This window comes from Shewanella glacialimarina (genome assembly GCF_020511155.1).
In the GTDB taxonomy this organism is placed as follows: Bacteria; Pseudomonadota; Gammaproteobacteria; order Enterobacterales; family Shewanellaceae; genus Shewanella; species Shewanella glacialimarina.
Window position 1 is genome coordinate 2,017,331 of the sequence record NZ_CP041216.1, and the last position, 18,764, is coordinate 2,036,094.

The following is an 18,764-nucleotide window of genomic DNA, read 5'->3' on the forward strand; positions in this document are numbered from 1 at the left end:
CCGAACCAAAGCTTAAGCATCATAATTAAATAACGGGATTGGTTTTACGCACCAATCCCGTTATTTATAACGAAAAATCTTTGTTAAAAAATCAACAAAATGATCATCACCAAGTATCGCCATCAGTAATTAATTACAAGTTCTTAAACCTTATGTAGCAAGGTTAAATAATGGGTCAATTAATTGATTTTTGGGTTAATGTTTGTTACTGGACAAACACAAAAAGTTAATTCGTGTTGGCCAAGAGTTCTTGTCTAACGATCGCTGCGCCTGCACTTAAGGCATTGAGTTTGGCTCTTGCTACTTGATGCGTTAAAGGTGTCATGCCGCAGTTGGTACAAGGGTAAAGCTTATCAGCATCGACAAATTGAAGTGCTTTTCGCAGAGTATCTGCCACTTCCTCTGGCGTTTCTATGGTATTGCTTGCTACATCAATCGCGCCAACCATGACTTTCTTACCGCGAATGAGTTCAAGTAGTTCCATCGGCACATGGGAGTTGTGACATTCAAGTGAAATAATATCGATATTCGATTGCTGTAGTTTCGGAAATGCCTCTTCATATTGGCGCCACTCAGAGCCTAAGGTTTTTTTCCAATCGGTATTGGCTTTGATGCCATAACCGTAACAAATATGCACAGCAGTTTCGCATTTTAGCCCTTCAATAGCTCTTTCTAAGCACGCAATGCCCCAGTCATTCACCTCATCAAAAAACACGTTAAATGCAGGTTCGTCAAATTGAATAATATCAACACCCGCAGCTTCTAATTCTTTGGCTTCTTGATTCAGTATTATGGCAAATTCCCAGGCAAGTTTTTCACGACTTTTATAATGATCATCATGAAGTGTATCTATCATTGTCATAGGGCCAGGTAGCGCCCATTTTATTGGTTGCGTGGTCTGCTGACGTAAAAATTTGGCGTCTTCAACAAAAACCGACTTTTGACGGCTCACTGGACCAACAACTGTGGGAACGCTGGCATCATAGCGGTCACGAATTTTAACAGTTTTACGTTTTTCAAAATCAACGCCATTGAGGTGTTCAATAAAGGTAGTTACAAAATGTTGGCGCGTTTGCTCGCCATCACTGACTATATCAATACCTGCTTGCTGTTGATCTTGTAATGACAAACGTAGAGCATCGTGTTTGCCCGCAATTAACTCTTCACCTTGTAATTTCCAAGGTGACCAAAGTGTTTCAGGCTCAGCAAGCCATAAAGGTTTAGGCAAACTGCCAGCAGTGGAAGTGGGTAACAGCATTTGTTTAAGTAATGTTTTCATAATATTGATGCCATAAATTTGGGTTGATTTTTAACGTAACGATTGTAGTTATAGATTGAACGTAATGATTAAACAGAGCGATTAAACATAATTAGCTGACCATTGCTCAAGTACCTTTTGGTATGGTTTGATGAAGTGTTCTGCAGCAAATTTTCCCTGTTGATTAGCTAGTTGGCTACGTTCGGCCCGATCATAAACAATTTGCGTCAGTGAGTGATCCAGATTTTTCAAATTAGGTTGATAGCATTTTCCTGCTACGGCATTGGCATTATAAATCTCAGGTCGATAGATTTTTTGAAAGGTGCCCATTGTGCTAATGGTGCTTATCAGCTCAAGATGAGTGTAATCATTGAGTAAATCACCGAAGAAATAGAAAGCCAGCGGCGCTACACTATTTGGCGGCATAAAATAGCGAACCTGTAAGCCCATTTTTTGGAAGTATTGTTCAGTTAATGACGATTCATTCGGCTGGTATTCAACCCCTAATACTGGGTGTTGGTTTTCAGTGCGATGATAGGTCTTGTTATCCGAAACACTGAGACAGATAACCGGTGGCTTAGTAAAATGTTGCTTATAGGTAGTTGAATTAACGAAATACTTAAATAGCTTTCCATGCAGCTCGCCAAAGTTTTCTGGGATGCTAAATTGGGCCTGATCCTTATTATGATCAGGCAGTAACACGCTAAAGTCATAGTCGCGAACATAAGAAGAAAAGTTATTGCCGACTATGCCTTCAATACGCCTATTGGTTTTGCTATCAACAATATTGGTTTTCAAAATTTCAATTGAAGGGAAGGCTTGACCACTGCCTGAAATGTCCATATTAACGGAAATAATTTCAAGTTCTACTGTATAGCGATCGCCTTTCGGATTATCCCAATGGGCTAAGGCATTAAAACTATTATCAATCATCTTCAACGCGTTGCGTAAATTGGCCTGACGATAGCTGCCTCTGGCTAAGTTAGCAAAGTTGGTAGTGATACGGGTTTTGTCTGATGGATGATAATTTTCATCGAGACAAATGCTTTTAATCGTAAAGGTAAAGTCTTTATTCATGGTGATCTAGTATCCAATTTATAATTTAAAACCTGAATTTATTTTGTACTCTTTGTGGACATTTCGAATGGGGTTTTATGATTTTTACAGTCAGCAAACAGCTCATTCTTTCTTCATTTTTTGTCTAATGACCTAATTAAGAATCAAAGTTCATATTGTCCTGAGTGAATAGAAGAGTAGGTTTTATACGTGGATCGATACATGATTAAAAGCGCATTTATTTCACACATACCATGAGTAGTATTCATGTACTTGCTGTTTAAATATTTTCGATCACAAGTTGGATGTAAGTGATATTAATTAGTTTGTTGAGAATGTAATTGCTATTAAAATTTAAACTAACAAATTGATTGTTATGATAAGTTATATTATTTATTTATGATTAGTTATTATGTAATGCCCGCTAACATACCAAGTCGCGGTTTAAGCTGGTATGGTGTGTTGTGTTTAAATTCGGTTCGCGCAAAGATGGCCTTTACTCTTGGCGCTGTTTGTCTGTTATGGCTTAGTAGGCATGGATTAGTAAAGCGATACTAGACAGAAACTTGTCAGCAATAACTGGCAGCATGACTTTTAATTGAAAATTACCCGACTGAGCTGTGATGATGATAGTTCATTACCGATCACTTCAGCGGCAATCTTGGCAAGCGCTTGAGGGATAACGTGATTAACTTTACCTGGTATTATCGATGATCCTGGCTGCAACGCCATTAAGCTAACTTTTTTGTAATTCGGCAATAGGGCTAGAATTAATCAATCATAAAGCATTGTTAATGTTAGTTTTTTATTGATGGTCAGGCTAGGGTGACAATGATAATGGTATAGCGATATCCCCGGGAATATGGCTTTTTTCTATGTTGACATGGTCATCACTTAAGCCCGCGGAACGATGCGGACTGAAGGCTTTATTTACCACAATTGGATTATCGTTGTAGTTGTTTGTTCACCCATTATTGATTTCGATTAAGGTGTGATTCTTGTATTTGTTGCCGCAATAATCATTTTGTTTCTGAGCCATTTATTCGCTGGCTCTTTGTCGACATTAACATGCCAGTATAAATGCACCCCAATATCGGGTAATTCAACTGGCATGGGGTAAATGGCGATATCAAGCATTTGACCGTACATGGCAGCGGCCGTTTTCGGTAATGTCAGTAACATGTCATTATTTAAGATCACTCTACACGCTGATAACGCATGCTGACACCGCAGAGATATTTTTCGATGTAAACCGATACGTGACAGTTCAAAATCTTCCAAACTAGGCCCGGTTGAGCGAGATGACACCAATACATGCTCTAGACATAAATAAGTATCTAAATCGAGTGCGTCTGAAATAGCAGGATGATTCTTACGCGCAATAACAACCAGTTGATCTAACTCTAATTGCGTATGCATAATATTGTTGCTGACAGGGATCAAGGTATCAATGGCTAAATCAATGTCGCCGCTGGCCAGTTTGTTTTCAAGTTCTGTGCGTCTGACTCGCTTATTACTGCTTAAATTGATTGCTGGCGACTCTAACGACAAGCTTTGTTGTAATATGGGTAAATAGTAAGGTTCTAAGGAACCATGCAAGGATAATGAAAAGCTTTTGCGTGAGGTTAATGGTTCAAACTGTCTAGATTGCACTAGGCACACTTGTAATTGATGTAAGGCTTCGCGCACATCATCTATTACATTCTTCGCCACCGGAGTCGGGCGCATTTCATTACCTTGCCTGATAAATAAAGCATCATCAAAATGAGTGCGTAATTTACCCAGCGAGTGGCTCACTGCTGGCTGGGATAGATTCAATACCGATGCCGCTTTAGTGATATTCCCTTCGCAATATATTGCATCAAACACCACAAACAAATTCAAATCAATTTTCATATTTCATCCAGTGATCCCTTACTGTGCATTAACACCACCTAAGATGGCATACTATTTAAATTATAAATAGTAGGGTATTAGAACTATTCATTTGTTCAATTTAGATGTTGGCATTAGCATAGTCAAGTAGATTCGATACAGTGCGAAATGCATACAAAATGACCGTTATGACAAGCAAATAAACGATATGACACAGCAGATTAAACGGCTGGTATTACACTCAAGTTACCAACGATTCATTGTTTACCTATTGAGTCATCAATCTTTTACTCAGTCAGAGACACTAAATGGCAGCAATTTATTTGATTCGACATGGGCAAGCCTCTTTTGGCAGCACTGATTACGATCAATTATCAAACAAAGGTAGCCAGCAGGCGAGATTGTTGGGCGAGTATTGGCGTTCAAGGAGGGTCCCGAGTCATTGCTATTGCGGCGACTTGCTGCGTCATGGCCAAACGTTAACTCACTTTGTTAATGGATACCAAGGTGAGACCACACCTATAGTTATCCACTCTGGTTTTAACGAGTTTGATCATGTCGAGATTTTGCAGCAATACAATCCCCTGTGGCATAACTTTGCCAAAATGAATGAAGCGTTAAATCAACTGGATGAGCCCAATAAGGCACTGCAGAAAGAATTCTATCAAGCACTTAAACGCTGGATTTCAGGCAATAACAATCATGAGTACAAAGAGAGTTGGCCGCAGTTTCAGGCACGCTGTATTCGCGCATTGCAAGATATTATTCAACAGCAATTAAGTCATAAACGCCAGTTACGTGCGGTGAACCATGAACCTAAACCGTCTAAAGACATTTTAGTGTTCACCTCAGGCGGTACCATTTCAGTGATCATCCAGCACATATTAAAATTAAACGATCAGCAAACATTAGCAATTAATCAACAAACCAGAAATACCAGCGTGACCAAATTGCTGTTTTCAGAAAATATGCTGAGCGTGGATTATTTTAATAACTATAGCCATCTAGAGCAGGCTGGTGATGAGTGGATCACCTACAAGTAAACTCGAGTGCCATTACACGTTTAAAAATAAGATTCAAATGGAGTAACGTAAACATTGACTGACGCTATCAACAGCCGGTGTTTACTCGCTCAGTTCAGCGAGCAAAACCAATATAACAATTTTACCCGAATACAATTAATTCGAAGCTATTAACTCGAAAATGATTAACCCAAAATAATAAGGAAATAACATGAACAAGGGCGATTTATTTGATTTAACAGGGAAAGTTGCTTTAGTCACCGGAGCCAGTCGTGGTATTGGCGAAAGTGTTGCTAAAGTATTAGCCCAGTATGGTGCTCATGTGATTGTATCAAGCCGAAAACTTGAAGCCTGCCAAACCGTGGTAGATGAAATTGTTGCCGCAGGCGGCAGTGCACAAGCCATTGCCTGTCATATTGGCGAGTTAGATCAAATTGACTCAATTTTTGCTGCAATCAAACAGCAACATGGCAAGCTGGATATTTTAGTCAATAATGCGGCGGCAAATCCTTATTTTGGTCACATTATTGATACTGATTTAATTGCCTTTCAAAAGACGGTTGATGTGAATATTCGGGGGTATTTCTTTATGTCGACTAAGGGCGCGCAATTAATGAAAGACAGTGGCGGTGGCGCTATTGTCAATGTTGCGTCAGTTAATGGCGTGATCCCGGGCGATTACCAAGGTATCTACTCTATTACTAAAGCGGCAGTGATTTCAATGACGCAAGCTTTTGCTAAAGAATGTGCCCAATTTAATATCCGCGTAAACGCATTATTACCCGGTGGTACCGACACTAAATTCGCTTCTGCTTTAGTTGATAATCCAGCCATTCTTAAGCAAATGATGCATCACGTACCGATGAAGCGCGTGGCACAACCTGATGAAATGGCCGGCACTGTATTATATTTAGTCTCTAATGCATCAAGCTATACCACAGGTACAGCGATTAATGTTGATGGTGGTTATTTGATTGGTTAACTGCTTAATACTCAAGCTGGCTCCAATAGCAAATGCTTAAGCCATCTGAATAAGATAAACAACATAAAAATAAAGCATCAATTAACGCTAGGAAGCAAACATGAATAGCGACAAAAACACCAGTGTAAATAGATTATTTGAACCCTTTGTCACAGCATCATTGTCACTTAAAAATAAGACCGTGATGGCGCCAATGACTCGAGCATTTTCGCCTAATTATATCCCTAATGATGAGGTAGCTGCATATTACCGTAGACGCGCCGAAGGCGATGTAGGCCTGATTATCACCGAAGGGACATTTATCTCCCATGAAGGGGCTAATGGGTACGAGAATGTGCCAGCTATTTATGGTGACCAAGCATTAGCTGGTTGGAAGCATGTTGTTGATGAAGTGCATGCCGCTGGCGGCAAAATTGCACCCCAACTTTGGCATGTGGGTTCGGTAAGAAAGTCAGGTATAGGTCCACAAAAAGAGTCACCAGCTTATAGTCCTTCTGGTTTGTATAAGCCTGGTGCTGCAAATGGCGTTGCCATGACCCAAGACGATATAGACGCCGTTGTTGCATCATTTGCTCAAGCCGCGCTTGATGCTAAAAACATCGGTTTTGATGCCATCGAGGTGCATGGTGCTCATGGCTACTTAGTCGATCAGTTTTTCTGGGAAGGGACCAATAAACGCACCGATAAATACGGTGGCTCATTAGAAAATCGCACCCGTTTTGGTGTTGAAATCGTTAATGCCATCCGCGCTGCTGTGGGTGATGACTTTACCATTATCTTCCGTTTTTCGCAGTGGAAACAACAAGATTATAACGCCAAGTTGTGCCAAACACCTGAAGAACTTGATACATTTTTAGGTTTATTAAGTGATGCTGGCGTTGATATTTTCCATGCCAGTACTCGTCGTTTTTGGGTTGCAGAATTTGCTGGTTCAGATCTTGGGCTTGCTGGTTGGACTAAAAAATTAACTAACAAGCCGGTGATTACTGTGGGTAATGTCGGCCTAGATGCTGATTTTATCGGTGAGGGTAATGCTGATTTGTCGGGTACTTCAAATCCAACCGGTATTGATGAGTTATTAGTGCGCTTAAACAATGATGAATTTGATTTAGTTGCCATTGGGCGGGCGCTTTTAGTTGATCCTCAGTGGGTTAAAAAAATCCAGCACAACGCTATTGATGAGATTAAACCGTTTAATAAGAAGTCATTAATGTCGTTAAGTTAATCGCTTGAGTCAGTGGGTCGACGCTCATTACCACAACGATTAACGCAGTTATTACCGGGTAAAAGGATACAGTAATGAATTTTGAATACAGCGAAAAAGTTCAAGGATTAATCAAGCGAGTCAACGACTTTATGGATTTACATGTATTTCCTGTCGAAGAAGAAATGCATAAGCAAGTTCAGCTCGAACCATGGTCAACGCCGCCGTTAATGGAACAACTTAAAGCCAAAGCCAAAGCTGAAGGTTTATGGAATTTGTTTCTACCGGTTGCCTACGGTAAATACAGTGCTGGATTAACCAATTTAGAATATGCCCCGTTGGCCGAAATTATGGGCAAAGTCATGTGGGCGTCAGAAGTATTCAACTGCGCGGCACCCGATACCGGCAACATGGAAGTACTGGCCAAATATGGTAATGATGCACAAAAGAAACAATGGTTAGAGCCCTTACTGGACGGAAAAATACGCTCCGCTTTTGCGATGACAGAACCTGAAGTCGCCTCAAGCGATGCCACTAATATTGAACTGAGCATAGTGCGTGATGGCAATGAATACGTGATTAATGGCCGCAAATTTTACATTAGCGGCGCATGTCGCAAACAGTGTGAAATCATGATCGTGATGGGTAAAACAGATGCTGAAAATAGCAACCGTTATATTCAGCAATCTCAAGTGCTTGTGCCGATGAACACCCCTGGTGTCACCATGGTAAGACCGATGAAAGTGTTCGGCTATGATGATTCACCAGAAGGCCATGCTGAGGTAACGTTTACCAATGTGCGTGTGCCGCTGGAAAATATTATAGCTGGCGAAGGCAAAGGTTTTGAAATTGCCCAAGGACGTCTTGGCCCTGGGCGCATTCATCACTGCATGCGTTCAATCGGTATTGCTCAGCGCGCGCTTGATTTAATGTGCAAACGCGTTGGCGAGCGTATTGTATTTGGTCAACCCATGATCAAACAGCAGTCGGTTCGCGAAGATATAGCCAAATCAGCCTGCCAAATTGAACAAGCTCGTTTAATGACCTTAAAAGCAGCCCAGAAAATGGATGCTGAAGGCAATAAAGCAGCTAAAGAATTGATCGCTATGATTAAAATTGTTGCCCCAAGTATGTCTCTTGATGTGATCGACCGCGCGATTCAATGCCATGGCGCAGTAGGTGTCAGTCAAGATACTTTCTTAGCGCATGCCTGGGCTGGCCAGAGAACGTTGCGTTTAGCGGATGGCCCAGATCAAGTTCATATGATGCAGCTGGGTCGTGATTTAGTAAAAAAGATAGCTGGGTAAATAAATGTTTAGGGTGAAACGCAACAAGCGTTTCAAGGCGTAATCGTACTTTTTCTCAGCCAAGCTAAATCCATCAAACAACGAGAGTATTGCTAAATGTCACAAGTATTCCCCATTGATAATGAACAACTTAGCGCTTATTTAGAGCAGCATGTCGCCGACTTTACAGGGCCAATCACCTTAGAAAAATTTTCAGGTGGTCAATCCAATCCCACTTACAAAGTGACCTCGCCAACAGGTGTGTATGTGTTGCGTCGTCAACCGCCTGGCAAATTATTAAAATCAGCCCATGCAGTCGATCGTGAATATCGGGTATTACATGCGCTAAAAGACAGTGATGTACCAGTGGCAAAAGTATTTCATCTGTGTCAAGACAGCAGCGTTATTGGTTCAATGTTTTATATTATGCAATTTTGCGATGGCACTGTGTATTGGAGTGCATCATTAGCCGAAATAGACAGTAATGATCGACGCTCAGCTATGTATGACGCGATGAATAAAGTCTTGGTAGCGCTGCACAGTGTCGATGTTGATGCCGTCGGGTTAGTTGATTATGGTAAAGCGGGCAATTACTTTGAACGTCAACTCGGTCGTTGGACATCACAATATCGTGCCACAGAATTACACAATATTGCTGCGATGGATGTATTAATTGACTGGCTTAAAGATAATCTACCCAGTGATGATGGTCGTGTTTGCTTAGTACACGGTGACTTTCGCTTAGACAACATGATGTTTGCCAAAGATTCACCAGAGATTATTGCTTTACTGGATTGGGAGTTATCGACCTTAGGCCATCCCTTTGCTGATTTAGCATACCAATGTATGCAACTGCGTATGCCAGCAGGTATGGGCAGCATTGATGGTTTAAAAGATATCGACCGCGCCAGCTTAGGGATTCCGTCTGAAGAGGAATATGTCGCGCAATATTGTCAACGCATGGGTTTTGAACAGATTGAGCACTGGGGTTTTTATCTGGCTTTCAGTTTCTTCCGCTTAGCAGCGATCGCACAAGGTGTCGCGAAGCGAGCTACGGAAGGTAATGCCTCCAATGAACACGCTAATAAAGTGGGATCGTTTGTTGAGCCTCTAGCCAAAATGGCCTTAGACGTCATTGCTTGTGAGGCTAAACAATAACATCAGATCAGCCATATGATAAAACAACATCAAAAAGACCCTCAATTACAGGAGTGACTTGCATGGATCCATTATTAGACTTTACCGGCAAGGTTGCCGTTATCACCGGCGCCGCTCAAGGCTTTGGTCAGTTACTGGCACAAGAATTAGCCAAACGCGGCGCTAAGTTAGTGATTAGCGACATTAATGAAGCAGGTGTACGTAAGGTGGCGGATGATATTGCCTCTCGCGGCGCCGAGGTTATTGCTATGCAATGTGATGTGTCCAAAGAGGCGTCATGCAAAGCCATGGTTGATAGTGCGATTGAGCATTTTGGTCGAGTCGATATTGGGGTTAATAATGCCGGTATTGCCCATGAGTTTATGCCGCTTCATCTTATAGATGAAGCGATTATGGACAGCCAATTTGCGGTTAATGTTAAAGGTGTACAATTTGGTATGCGCCATCAGATACAGCAAATGCTAAAACAAGGCGAGGGCGTCATTCTCAATGTCAGTTCGATGGCTGGTCTTGGCGGCGCAGCCAGAGGCAGCGCGTATTCAATGGCTAAACATGCGGTAATTGGCTTAACCAAAACTGGCGCGGTTGAATACGGTCGTAACAATATTCGCATCAATGCAATATGCCCATTCTTTACCCTTACGCCTATGGTGACGAATTTTGCTGATGAAGAAAAACAAAAGAAAATGGCCCTCGGCGCGCCAATGAACCGTTTAGGTGAGCCGAAAGAGATCGTTGCCGTGATGCTGATGATGTTATCTCCTGCCAATACCTATATGACAGGCCAATGTATTGCGGTCGACGGTGGCGTATCAGCCTATTAAGTTGCGCTTTGCAGTCAGTATCATTGACGCGGTTGCTCGTGCAGTTAGCGTAAACATATGCTGAGTCGTTCGCTACGTCATTTACACGTTCTAGAAGAAAACACAATAAGAAGAGAATATTATGCCTGCGACGTTAATGAATCAACGTGACCTAGAATTCATGCTGTATGAACTGTTTGATAGTGAAGCATTAACCAGCAGAGATCGCTATCAAGATCATGATCGCCAAACGTTTAATGAGGTGGTCAATACTGCCAAAACAATTGCAGAAAAATATTTTCTTCCAATTCGTCAAAAGCTCGATACCCATCAGCCTACTTTTGATGGCAAAAAAGTACACATTATCCCAGAACTTAAAACCGCCATCGACGCAGTAAACGAGTCGGGCATTGGCGCTGCAACAGCAGATTATGAGTTAGGTGGTATGCAACTGCCGCCAATAATTGCCAGTGCAGCAGGGGCGTATCTCAGTGTTGCCGGTGGTGTTGGCATGGGGTACAACATGTTGACCACGGCGAATGCCAATTTACTGCAAGCCCATGGCAATGCTGAGTTGATTGAAACCTGGGTTAAACCTATGCGTGAAGGCCGATTTATGGGCACCATGGCCATGACAGAGCCCGGTAGTGGATCTGCTTTAGGTGATTTAATTACCAAAGCGGTAAAAGCCGATGATGGTACATATCGGATTACGGGCAATAAAATCTATATTTCCGGTGGCGATCACGATTTAAGCGACAACATCGTTCATTTAGTATTGGCTCGAATTCAAGGAGCACCTAAAGGTGTTAAAGGCATTTCGTTATTTGTGGTACCTAAGTTTTTACTCAATGACGATGGCAGCATTGGTGCAGACAATGACGTAGCTCTGGCAGGTTTGTTTCATAAAATGGGTGGTCGTGCGCAAACGTCAACAGCACTGAGTTTTGGTGAAAAACAAGGCTCCATTGGCTATTTAGTCGGTGAAGAACATTGTGGCTTAAAGTATATGTTTCACATGATGAACGAAGCCCGCATTATGGTTGGCACCAGTGGCGCAGTTTTGGCGGTAGCGGGATATCAATATTCAGTCGATTACGCCAAAAACCGCCCCCAAGGTCGATTACCCTCGTGTAAAGATCCACAATCACCTATGGTGAATATTATTGAGCATGCTGATGTAAAACGCATGCTGTTAGCCCAAAAAGCCTATGCGGAAGGTGCGATGGCTTTAGTGCTATATGGCACTCAATTAAGTGATGATGAACGTACTGCTGTCACAGCCGAGCAACGCCAATATGCCCATATATTGTTGGATTTTTTAACCCCTATTATTAAAACCTGGCCGTCAGAATATGGCCCCAAAGCTAATTCACTGGCGATTCAAGTGATGGGCGGTCACGGTTATATTAACGAGCATCCGGTTGAAATGTTCTATCGTGATAATCGCTTAAACCCCATTCATGAAGGTACCACTGGGATTCAATCATTAGATTTGATCACCCGCAAAGTACCGATGAATAACTTACAAGGTTATAAGGCGACCTTAGCTGAAATGGTCATCACCATTGATGAGGCAAAACACTATCCGAGTTTACAAGAGTTTTCTAGCCAATTAACCCAAGCAGTTGATACCTTAAGTACCACAACCGAAGCAGTGTTAGCGGCAATGTCGACTAAGAATATTGATCTCGCTCTGGCCAATTCGGTTAAATATTTAGATTTGTTTGGTCATGTTATTATTGCCTGGTTGTGGCTCAAGCAAAGTATTGTCGCCACTAAAGCGATAGCTGAACAACCGCATCAAGCTGATATGGATTTTTATCAAGGTAAATTGCTAGCGTGTCAGTATTTTTATCGCTTTGAATTACCTGAAATTAACGTTTGGTCAAACCTACTCATTACCACAGATAGCACTTGCTTTGATATGAAGCCTGATTGGTTCTGATTCAATGTGAATTAAACCGGCTTAAAATGCGGTTAGGCTTATTGGTCTAATCTAGTTTTAGGTAAGCGTTATAAAATCTATTTTAATCAAAACATTACCGCCAAATGCAGTAATGTTTTTTTGTTTTTAACGCTATCAAGATATTTGTTTCTGTTAGCAGCCTACCAAACGCCAAGCTATTCATATTGTGAATAACTTAGTATCAAAACTATTCATTTGTTTAATTTACCTAGCGCAACTAGCATGAGATATCGCTTAAATTTCATTCATGGATAGTACCGCGAAAGTATCAGAGGAAAGGGAATAATGCCGACAAAAATTAATCGTAATGATATTGCCAACTATATTGGCTACCAAGCAGCCGCTACAGACTGGCACCAAATCACTCAGGATCAAATTAATCAATTTGCCGATTGCACTCTCGACCATCAATTTATTCACGTCGATGAAGAAAAAGCGAAATCCACTCCTTTTGGCGCCACCATTGCCCACGGTTTTTTATCGTTATCTATGTTGTCTCATTTTGCTGAAGAATTTAGCCTGCTTATTGATGGCTTCTATATGGGACTCAATGCCGGTTTCGATAAAGTCAGATTTTTGCAACCCGTTACCGTCAATAGCCGCATTAGGGCACATGCGAAAATCCTTTCTATTGAAGAAAAAAAGCCGGGGCAATTTCGCTTATCGACCGAAGTGACCATTGAAATTGAAGACGTTGATACACCGGCATTAGTTGCTGAGTGGATATCAGTACAAATGGTTAACTAATATTGGTTAAGTGATGATCGTTAATTCATCATGCTGGCACAGAAAAAATAATAACAAATAAAAATAAACAGTTAAGGTAATAACATGACTATCAGTTTTGCAGGAAAAGTGGCTATTGTTACTGGGGCCGGTAATGGATTAGGCCGTTCACATGCGTTGGAATTAGCCAGACGCGGCGCCAAAGTCGTTGTTAATGATTTAGGCGGCGCACGTGATGGCAGCGGTGCATCTTCTGCAGCGTCACAAGAAGTAGTGCAGTTAATTGAAGCAATGGGCGGTGAGGCGATTAGCCATGGCGCTAACGTTGCCCATTTTGATCAAGTACAAGACATGGTGCAACAAACCATGGATAAATGGGGTCGTATCGATATTTTAATTAACAATGCCGGTATTTTACGTGATAAGTCGTTTTCAAAGATGACCTTAGATGACTTTAAACTGGTTATGGACGTGCATGTGATGGGCTCGGTTAACTGCACTAAAGCCGTATGGGACATCATGAAGCAGCAAAATTACGGTCGTATCGTGATGACGACGTCATCGAGTGGTATGTACGGTAACTTTGGTCAAGCCAATTATGGCGCGGCTAAAATGGCGCTGATTGGCCTAATGAATACCTTGGTGCTGGAAGGTGCGAAAAATAATATCCATATCAATGCGCTGGCACCAACGGCTGGCACACGTATGACCGAAGATTTAATGCCTGAAGAAATCGTTAAAGCTTTTGCATCAGAAGCGGTCACCGCAGGCATGCTGACTTTGTGTGACGATGACGCGCCTAATCGATTCATTTTATGTGCTGGCGCAGGTGGTTATTCAAGCGCGAGTATCTTTGAAACTGATGGCTGCTTTATTCCTACCGCGAAACAAAGCCCTGAAACTGTGCGTGAACACTGGGATCAACTCACCGATCAACACAATCAAAAAGCCTTAGTGTCGGGTTCGCAACAAGGTGAGAAGTTTGTGATGAAAGCCATGGCGTTTATGAAATCTCAGGCTCTAGGGTTAATTGATTAGCAGCACACATCATTAAAAAAGGATTTGTCATGAGAGAAGCCGTCATTGTTTCAGCCGCCAGAACACCAATTGGTAAAGCTTATCGCGGCGCCTTTAACGATTTATCTGCACCCACTTTAGCCGCTATTGCGGTTAATGCCGCGGTAGAAAGAGCTGGAATCGATCCTAATGAAATTGAAGACTGTATTTTTGGCGCCGCCTTAACCCAAGGTAACCAAGGCATGAACTTTGGTCGTCAAGTGGCCATGGCAGCGCAATTACCGGTGTCGGTGCCGGGCATGACGGTTGATCGCCAATGTTCATCAGGACTCATGTCTATTGCAATAGCCGCCAATCATATTGTTTGTGATGGTGCCCAAGTTGTGGTTGCCGGAGGTTGTGACTCTATCAGCTTGGTACAAAACGATAAGATGAACATGCATCGCGCGGTAGATCCTAACGTAAAAGCCTATCGTCCAGCGATTTATATGCCGATGCTCGATACGGCTGAAGTGGTGGCTAAGCGATATAATATTTCACGTGAGGCACAAGATGCCTATGCATTATCATCTCAGCAACGCACCGCAATAGCACAGTCAAAAGGCCGATTTGATGCTGAAATAGTCCCGGTCAGTTGCACTATGCTGATAATGGATAAAGTCAGCGGTGAAATCAGTAAACAACAAGTGACCTTAACTCAAGATGAAGGCAATCGCCCATCGACAAATTTAAAAAGTCTAGCTGGCTTAAAAGCGGTTAAAGAAAATGGATCGATTACCGGTGGCAATGCATCACAACTATCAGACGGTGCTGCAGCCGTTGTGGTGATGGAACGTAAACTAGCCGAGCAACGAGGTTTGACGCCATTAGGCGCGTATCGAGGCATGGTGGTGAGCGGATGTGAGCCAGATGAAATGGGCATAGGTCCTATTTATGCAATTCCTAAACTGCTTGAGCGAAATGGCCTTAGCATAGACGACATTGGTTTATGGGAGATCAATGAAGCGTTTGCCGTTCAGGTCATTTATTGTGCTGAACAGCTCGGTATTCCCGCCGATCGTTTAAATGTCGACGGCGGCGCAATATCAATCGGTCATCCTTATGGTATGAGTGGCACACGTATGGTGATGCACGCCTTAATTGAAGGTAAACGCCGCGGTATTAAATATGTGGTTGTCAGTATGTGTATTGGCGGTGGTCAAGGCGCGGCTGGGTTATTTGAACTGTTATAACATTACTCTTAAAAGACCAACAACCCCTTGTTAATGGTTCGTTAAGTTTAAATTTAAGATTGGTGTGTAGATTTAAGGTAAGTGTCCAGTTTAATGACGCTAATGACATGATGCAAAATAATAATAAACATAGATAGCGGCTCGGGTATTAGGTTCTGTTGCATATTTGAAATGGACTTTGCAGCTGCTAATAACATTACATTTTGGGGACAATATTATGGAAAAGATTTGGCTTGAAAAGAGTTATCCGCCCGGGGTTGAGTTTGAAATCGATCCTGATAAATATAATTCTTTGGCAGATTTATTTTTAAAATATACCACGTTATATGCCGATAATACTGCATTTGTGAATATGGATGTCAGTATTACTTATCAGCAACTGGCAAAGCAAGCGACTGACTTTGCTGCCTATCTACAGCAAGATTTGCGGTTAGTCAAAGGTGACAAATTTGCCATCATGATCCCCAATACACTGCAATATCCTATCGCGCTATTTGGTGCGCTGATTGCTGGACTTACTATTGTAAACGTTAATCCTTTGTATACCGCCCGCGAATTAGAACATCAATTAAAAGACTCGGGTGCTAAAGGGATCCTTATCCTCGAAAATTTCGCCCATGTATTGCAAGCCGTGATCGATAAAACCGATATTAAGCATGTGGTCACTACTGGCGTTGGTGATCGATTAGGGCCCATAAAAGGCGCATTGGTTAACGGCGTGATTAAACATGTGAAAAAAATGGTTCCTGCGTTTGATTTACCTACTGCAGTTAAATTTAATGATGCGATGTCCAAAGGCAGTAAACTTAACTTTATACCTGTTGAGGTTATTGGTTCTGATTTGGCATTTTTACAATATACCGGCGGCACTACAGGCCCATCAAAAGGCGCTATGCTGACTCATCGCAACATGGTTGCTAATCTAGAACAATCAAATGCTGTGACTAAAAATATCTTTGAAGTGGGTAAAGAGATCATTGTCACCGCATTACCGCTTTATCATATTTATGCGTTGACCTCTAATTGCTTAGCCTTTTTACCATTTGGTGGCACCAATCTATTAATTACCAATCCACGTGACATGGCGGGATTTGTTAAAGAGTTAGCTAAATATCGCTTTACCATTATTACTGGCGTCAACACGCTTTTTAACGGTTTGTTACATACCCCTGGGTTTGACAAGCTTGATTTCAGCGCTTTAAAAATGGGCTTTGGCGGCGGCATGTCAGTGCAACGTCCTGTGGCTGAACATTGGGAAAAAGTCACTAAAAGTCGTCTGTTAGAAGGCTACGGGTTAACTGAATGTGCGCCTTTAGTGACTATGAGCCCTTATAATCAAAAAAGTTATAATGGATCGATTGGTTTGCCTGCATCATCAACAGATATTCGCTTGGTTGGGGCAGATGGTGAAGAAGTGGCATTAGGTGAGCCAGGGGAAATGTGGGTTAAAGGCCCTCAAGTGATGAAAGGTTACTACAATCGTCAAAAAGCGACTGATGAGGTGCTCATTGATGGCTGGTTAGCCACCGGTGATATTGCCACCATGGATGAAAATGGTTTCTTTAAAATTGTTGATCGTAAAAAAGACATGATCATTGTCTCTGGCTTCAATGTGTTTCCAAATGAGATTGAAGAAGTACTAGTAATGCATGATGGCATACTTGAAGCCGCTGCAGTAGGGACCTCATGTGATATTACCGGCGAGCGAGTTAAAGTGTACATAGTGCGCAAAGATCCCAACCTTACCGAGCAAGATGTGTTTGATCATTGTCATAAAATGCTGACCAACTATAAGCGCCCTAAGGTAATTGAATTTATGAATGAATTACCGAAAAGTAACGTCGGTAAAGTGTTACGTAAAGACCTTCGTAACAGGGCATAAGCTTGGTTGAAACGGATCTCTCGTGGCTATAGCGTTAAGCTTATAGCTTTCATCAAGCGCTAAGTATTTTAATCCAGCATTAGTGCGAAGTTATATTCATCAATAATTGGTCACTTAGTATTAGTCACTAAAATCACTGTCGGCATTGATTGCCGACAGGTTAACCATAAGAATGTTATGTTAGAAATTTATGCCGGTGAAACGGCCTTAACAAAAATCCATCAAGATGGATTTTCTCCAGCGTTATTTAGCTCTTTTCTTGGTGCAAGTGGTAGGCCTAAATGGTTTACTTTACTGGGATTAGACAAGTATATCTTTGGTGAATTTTTTAATGGCAGACAACAGCCGTTAAATGTCATTGGTTCAAGTGCTGGAGCATTTCGCGCCGCATGTTTTGCGCAAAGTGATCCCGTCGCAGCAATAGAGCGATTAGCTAAACATTACAGTGAAACTGTGTATTCAGATGACACTAAACCTCAAGCCGCCGAAATTACCGCTAAAGCGGTAGCGTTACTTGATGAGTTATTCGGCGATACGGGCGCAACTGAAATCATTAATAATAGTGTTTTTAAAGCCCATTTTATTGTGGCTAAATGTCATGGATTGGTGGCGTCTGAAAACAAACTAAAACAAGGTGTCGGGTTACTCAGTAGCTTAATGAGAAACGCGTTAAGTCGGCCATTACTCAAAAGCCAGTATGAGCGTTACATTTTTCAGCATCATCAAAGTGATTTATCCATTTTTGATCCTGACCATATCCCCACCACTTCAGTGCCATTTAGCCTACAAAATATCAAAACGGCATTGTTGGCATCTGGCTCAATTCCTATGGTGATGCAAGGCATAAAGAATATTGCAGATTGTCCTCCTGGCATGTATCGTGATGGTGGCATTATTGATTATCATTTTGATTTTAAGATTAAAAATGAAGGTCTAACTCTTTATCCTCATTTTAGTTCCACCTTAAAAGCAGGTTGGTTTGACAAAAACTTATCTAGAAAAGTTAGGCTAGATCATTACGACAACACGGTATTATTGTGTCCATCAGCAGAATTTATTGATTCATTGCCTTATCATAAAATCCCTGATCGCAAAGACTTTATCGAAATGAAACCTGCTCAACGGATCCAATATTGGCAGCAGGTTTTTGTTGAAAGTGAAAAACTTACTCAGCACTTTAAACACTTTTATCAAACGCAAAATATCAACAGTATCAAAAGCATCAAGCAACTCATCCTGTGACAAGGTTAATCCATCATTTTTAGATATCGATTATTGATATTCACTCACATAT

General features: G+C 41.7%; 15 protein-coding genes and 1 pseudogene. 12 read left to right on the top strand and 4 right to left on the bottom strand.

What is annotated here, in order from left to right; translation table 11 throughout:
- Positions 1–226 precede the first annotated feature (226 nt).
- From FJ709_RS08720 to FJ709_RS08735, 4 genes and pseudogenes are all read right to left on the bottom strand, one after another.
- The gene (locus FJ709_RS08720; RefSeq protein ID WP_226415528.1) at positions 227–1,279 is read right to left on the bottom strand and encodes a methionine synthase; all 1,053 of its coding nucleotides are present in this window, start codon (positions 1,277–1,279) and stop codon (positions 227–229) included.
- 81 nt (positions 1,280–1,360) lie between these two features.
- Positions 1,361–2,335, bottom strand: coding sequence for a DUF1852 domain-containing protein (locus tag FJ709_RS08725; RefSeq protein WP_226415530.1), 975 nt, complete (start codon positions 2,333–2,335; stop codon positions 1,361–1,363).
- Between the two features lie 520 nt (positions 2,336–2,855).
- Positions 2,856–3,089: pseudogene (gene aspA, locus FJ709_RS19675) on the bottom strand (aspartate ammonia-lyase); the annotation flags it as partial.
- A 209-nt stretch (positions 3,090–3,298) separates the two neighbouring features.
- Entirely contained in the window at positions 3,299–4,210 is a 912-nt protein-coding gene (locus FJ709_RS08735; RefSeq protein ID WP_226415532.1) for a LysR family transcriptional regulator, read from the bottom strand.
- A gap of 287 nt (positions 4,211–4,497) precedes the next feature.
- Between FJ709_RS08735 and FJ709_RS08740 the strand changes: the two genes are divergently transcribed.
- The 12 genes from FJ709_RS08740 to FJ709_RS08795 all read left to right on the top strand — a co-directional run bounded on the left by FJ709_RS08740 (position 4,498) and on the right by FJ709_RS08795 (position 18,712).
- On the top strand, positions 4,498–5,232 hold the full coding sequence (locus FJ709_RS08740; protein WP_226415534.1) for a histidine phosphatase family protein: 735 nt from the start codon (positions 4,498–4,500) through the stop codon (positions 5,230–5,232).
- 190 nt (positions 5,233–5,422) lie between these two features.
- Positions 5,423–6,193, top strand: a complete 771-nt coding sequence (locus tag FJ709_RS08745) for an SDR family oxidoreductase (protein WP_124014821.1) — start codon at positions 5,423–5,425, stop codon at positions 6,191–6,193.
- A 100-nt stretch (positions 6,194–6,293) separates the two neighbouring features.
- Positions 6,294–7,418, top strand: coding sequence for an NADH:flavin oxidoreductase (locus FJ709_RS08750; RefSeq protein ID WP_226415536.1), 1,125 nt, complete (start codon positions 6,294–6,296; stop codon positions 7,416–7,418).
- A gap of 74 nt (positions 7,419–7,492) precedes the next feature.
- Positions 7,493–8,704 (top strand): acyl-CoA dehydrogenase family protein, encoded by a 1,212-nt coding sequence (locus FJ709_RS08755; RefSeq protein ID WP_226415538.1) that lies wholly within the window; start codon positions 7,493–7,495, stop codon positions 8,702–8,704.
- Between the two features lie 96 nt (positions 8,705–8,800).
- On the top strand, positions 8,801–9,841 hold the full coding sequence (locus tag FJ709_RS08760) for a phosphotransferase family protein (RefSeq protein WP_226415540.1): 1,041 nt from the start codon (positions 8,801–8,803) through the stop codon (positions 9,839–9,841).
- A 62-nt stretch (positions 9,842–9,903) separates the two neighbouring features.
- Positions 9,904–10,665 carry an SDR family NAD(P)-dependent oxidoreductase gene (locus tag FJ709_RS08765; protein WP_226415543.1) on the top strand — a complete coding sequence of 254 codons (762 nt, stop codon included), beginning with the start codon at positions 9,904–9,906 and terminating at the stop codon, positions 10,663–10,665.
- Between the two features lie 121 nt (positions 10,666–10,786).
- A complete protein-coding gene (locus FJ709_RS08770) occupies positions 10,787–12,592 on the top strand; it encodes an acyl-CoA dehydrogenase (protein WP_226415545.1) in 1,806 nt (601 codons plus the stop codon).
- Positions 12,593–12,898: 306 nt separating this feature from the next.
- The gene (locus FJ709_RS08775) at positions 12,899–13,360 is read left to right on the top strand and encodes a MaoC family dehydratase (RefSeq protein WP_226415546.1); all 462 of its coding nucleotides are present in this window, start codon (positions 12,899–12,901) and stop codon (positions 13,358–13,360) included.
- 84 nt (positions 13,361–13,444) lie between these two features.
- The gene (locus FJ709_RS08780; protein ID WP_226415548.1) at positions 13,445–14,377 is read left to right on the top strand and encodes an SDR family NAD(P)-dependent oxidoreductase; all 933 of its coding nucleotides are present in this window, start codon (positions 13,445–13,447) and stop codon (positions 14,375–14,377) included.
- A 29-nt stretch (positions 14,378–14,406) separates the two neighbouring features.
- A complete protein-coding gene (locus FJ709_RS08785) occupies positions 14,407–15,588 on the top strand; it encodes an acetyl-CoA C-acyltransferase (protein WP_226415550.1) in 1,182 nt (393 codons plus the stop codon).
- A gap of 217 nt (positions 15,589–15,805) precedes the next feature.
- Positions 15,806–17,470, top strand: coding sequence for an AMP-binding protein (locus tag FJ709_RS08790; RefSeq protein ID WP_226415552.1), 1,665 nt, complete (start codon positions 15,806–15,808; stop codon positions 17,468–17,470).
- A 177-nt stretch (positions 17,471–17,647) separates the two neighbouring features.
- Positions 17,648–18,712: a patatin-like phospholipase family protein gene (locus FJ709_RS08795; RefSeq protein ID WP_226415553.1), complete on the top strand. Its 1,065-nt coding sequence runs from the start codon at positions 17,648–17,650 to the stop codon at positions 18,710–18,712.
- Positions 18,713–18,764: the final 52 nt, after the last annotated feature.

What these genes read in the sequence shown, in the direction of transcription:
- FJ709_RS08720 (WP_226415528.1), bottom strand. Translation starts at nt 1,279, where the DNA reads ATGAAAACATTACTTAAACAAATGCTGTTACCCACTTCCACTGCTGGC.
- FJ709_RS08725 (WP_226415530.1), bottom strand. Translation starts at nt 2,335, where the DNA reads ATGAATAAAGACTTTACCTTTACGATTAAAAGCATTTGTCTCGATGAA.
- FJ709_RS08735 (WP_226415532.1), bottom strand. Translation starts at nt 4,210, where the DNA reads ATGAAAATTGATTTGAATTTGTTTGTGGTGTTTGATGCAATATATTGC.
- FJ709_RS08740 (WP_226415534.1), top strand. Translation starts at nt 4,498, where the DNA reads ATGGCAGCAATTTATTTGATTCGACATGGGCAAGCCTCTTTTGGCAGC.
- FJ709_RS08745 (WP_124014821.1), top strand. Translation starts at nt 5,423, where the DNA reads ATGAACAAGGGCGATTTATTTGATTTAACAGGGAAAGTTGCTTTAGTC.
- FJ709_RS08750 (WP_226415536.1), top strand. Translation starts at nt 6,294, where the DNA reads ATGAATAGCGACAAAAACACCAGTGTAAATAGATTATTTGAACCCTTT.
- FJ709_RS08755 (WP_226415538.1), top strand. Translation starts at nt 7,493, where the DNA reads ATGAATTTTGAATACAGCGAAAAAGTTCAAGGATTAATCAAGCGAGTC.
- FJ709_RS08760 (WP_226415540.1), top strand. Translation starts at nt 8,801, where the DNA reads ATGTCACAAGTATTCCCCATTGATAATGAACAACTTAGCGCTTATTTA.
- FJ709_RS08765 (WP_226415543.1), top strand. Translation starts at nt 9,904, where the DNA reads ATGGATCCATTATTAGACTTTACCGGCAAGGTTGCCGTTATCACCGGC.
- FJ709_RS08770 (WP_226415545.1), top strand. Translation starts at nt 10,787, where the DNA reads ATGCCTGCGACGTTAATGAATCAACGTGACCTAGAATTCATGCTGTAT.
- FJ709_RS08775 (WP_226415546.1), top strand. Translation starts at nt 12,899, where the DNA reads ATGCCGACAAAAATTAATCGTAATGATATTGCCAACTATATTGGCTAC.
- FJ709_RS08780 (WP_226415548.1), top strand. Translation starts at nt 13,445, where the DNA reads ATGACTATCAGTTTTGCAGGAAAAGTGGCTATTGTTACTGGGGCCGGT.
- FJ709_RS08785 (WP_226415550.1), top strand. Translation starts at nt 14,407, where the DNA reads ATGAGAGAAGCCGTCATTGTTTCAGCCGCCAGAACACCAATTGGTAAA.
- FJ709_RS08790 (WP_226415552.1), top strand. Translation starts at nt 15,806, where the DNA reads ATGGAAAAGATTTGGCTTGAAAAGAGTTATCCGCCCGGGGTTGAGTTT.
- FJ709_RS08795 (WP_226415553.1), top strand. Translation starts at nt 17,648, where the DNA reads ATGTTAGAAATTTATGCCGGTGAAACGGCCTTAACAAAAATCCATCAA.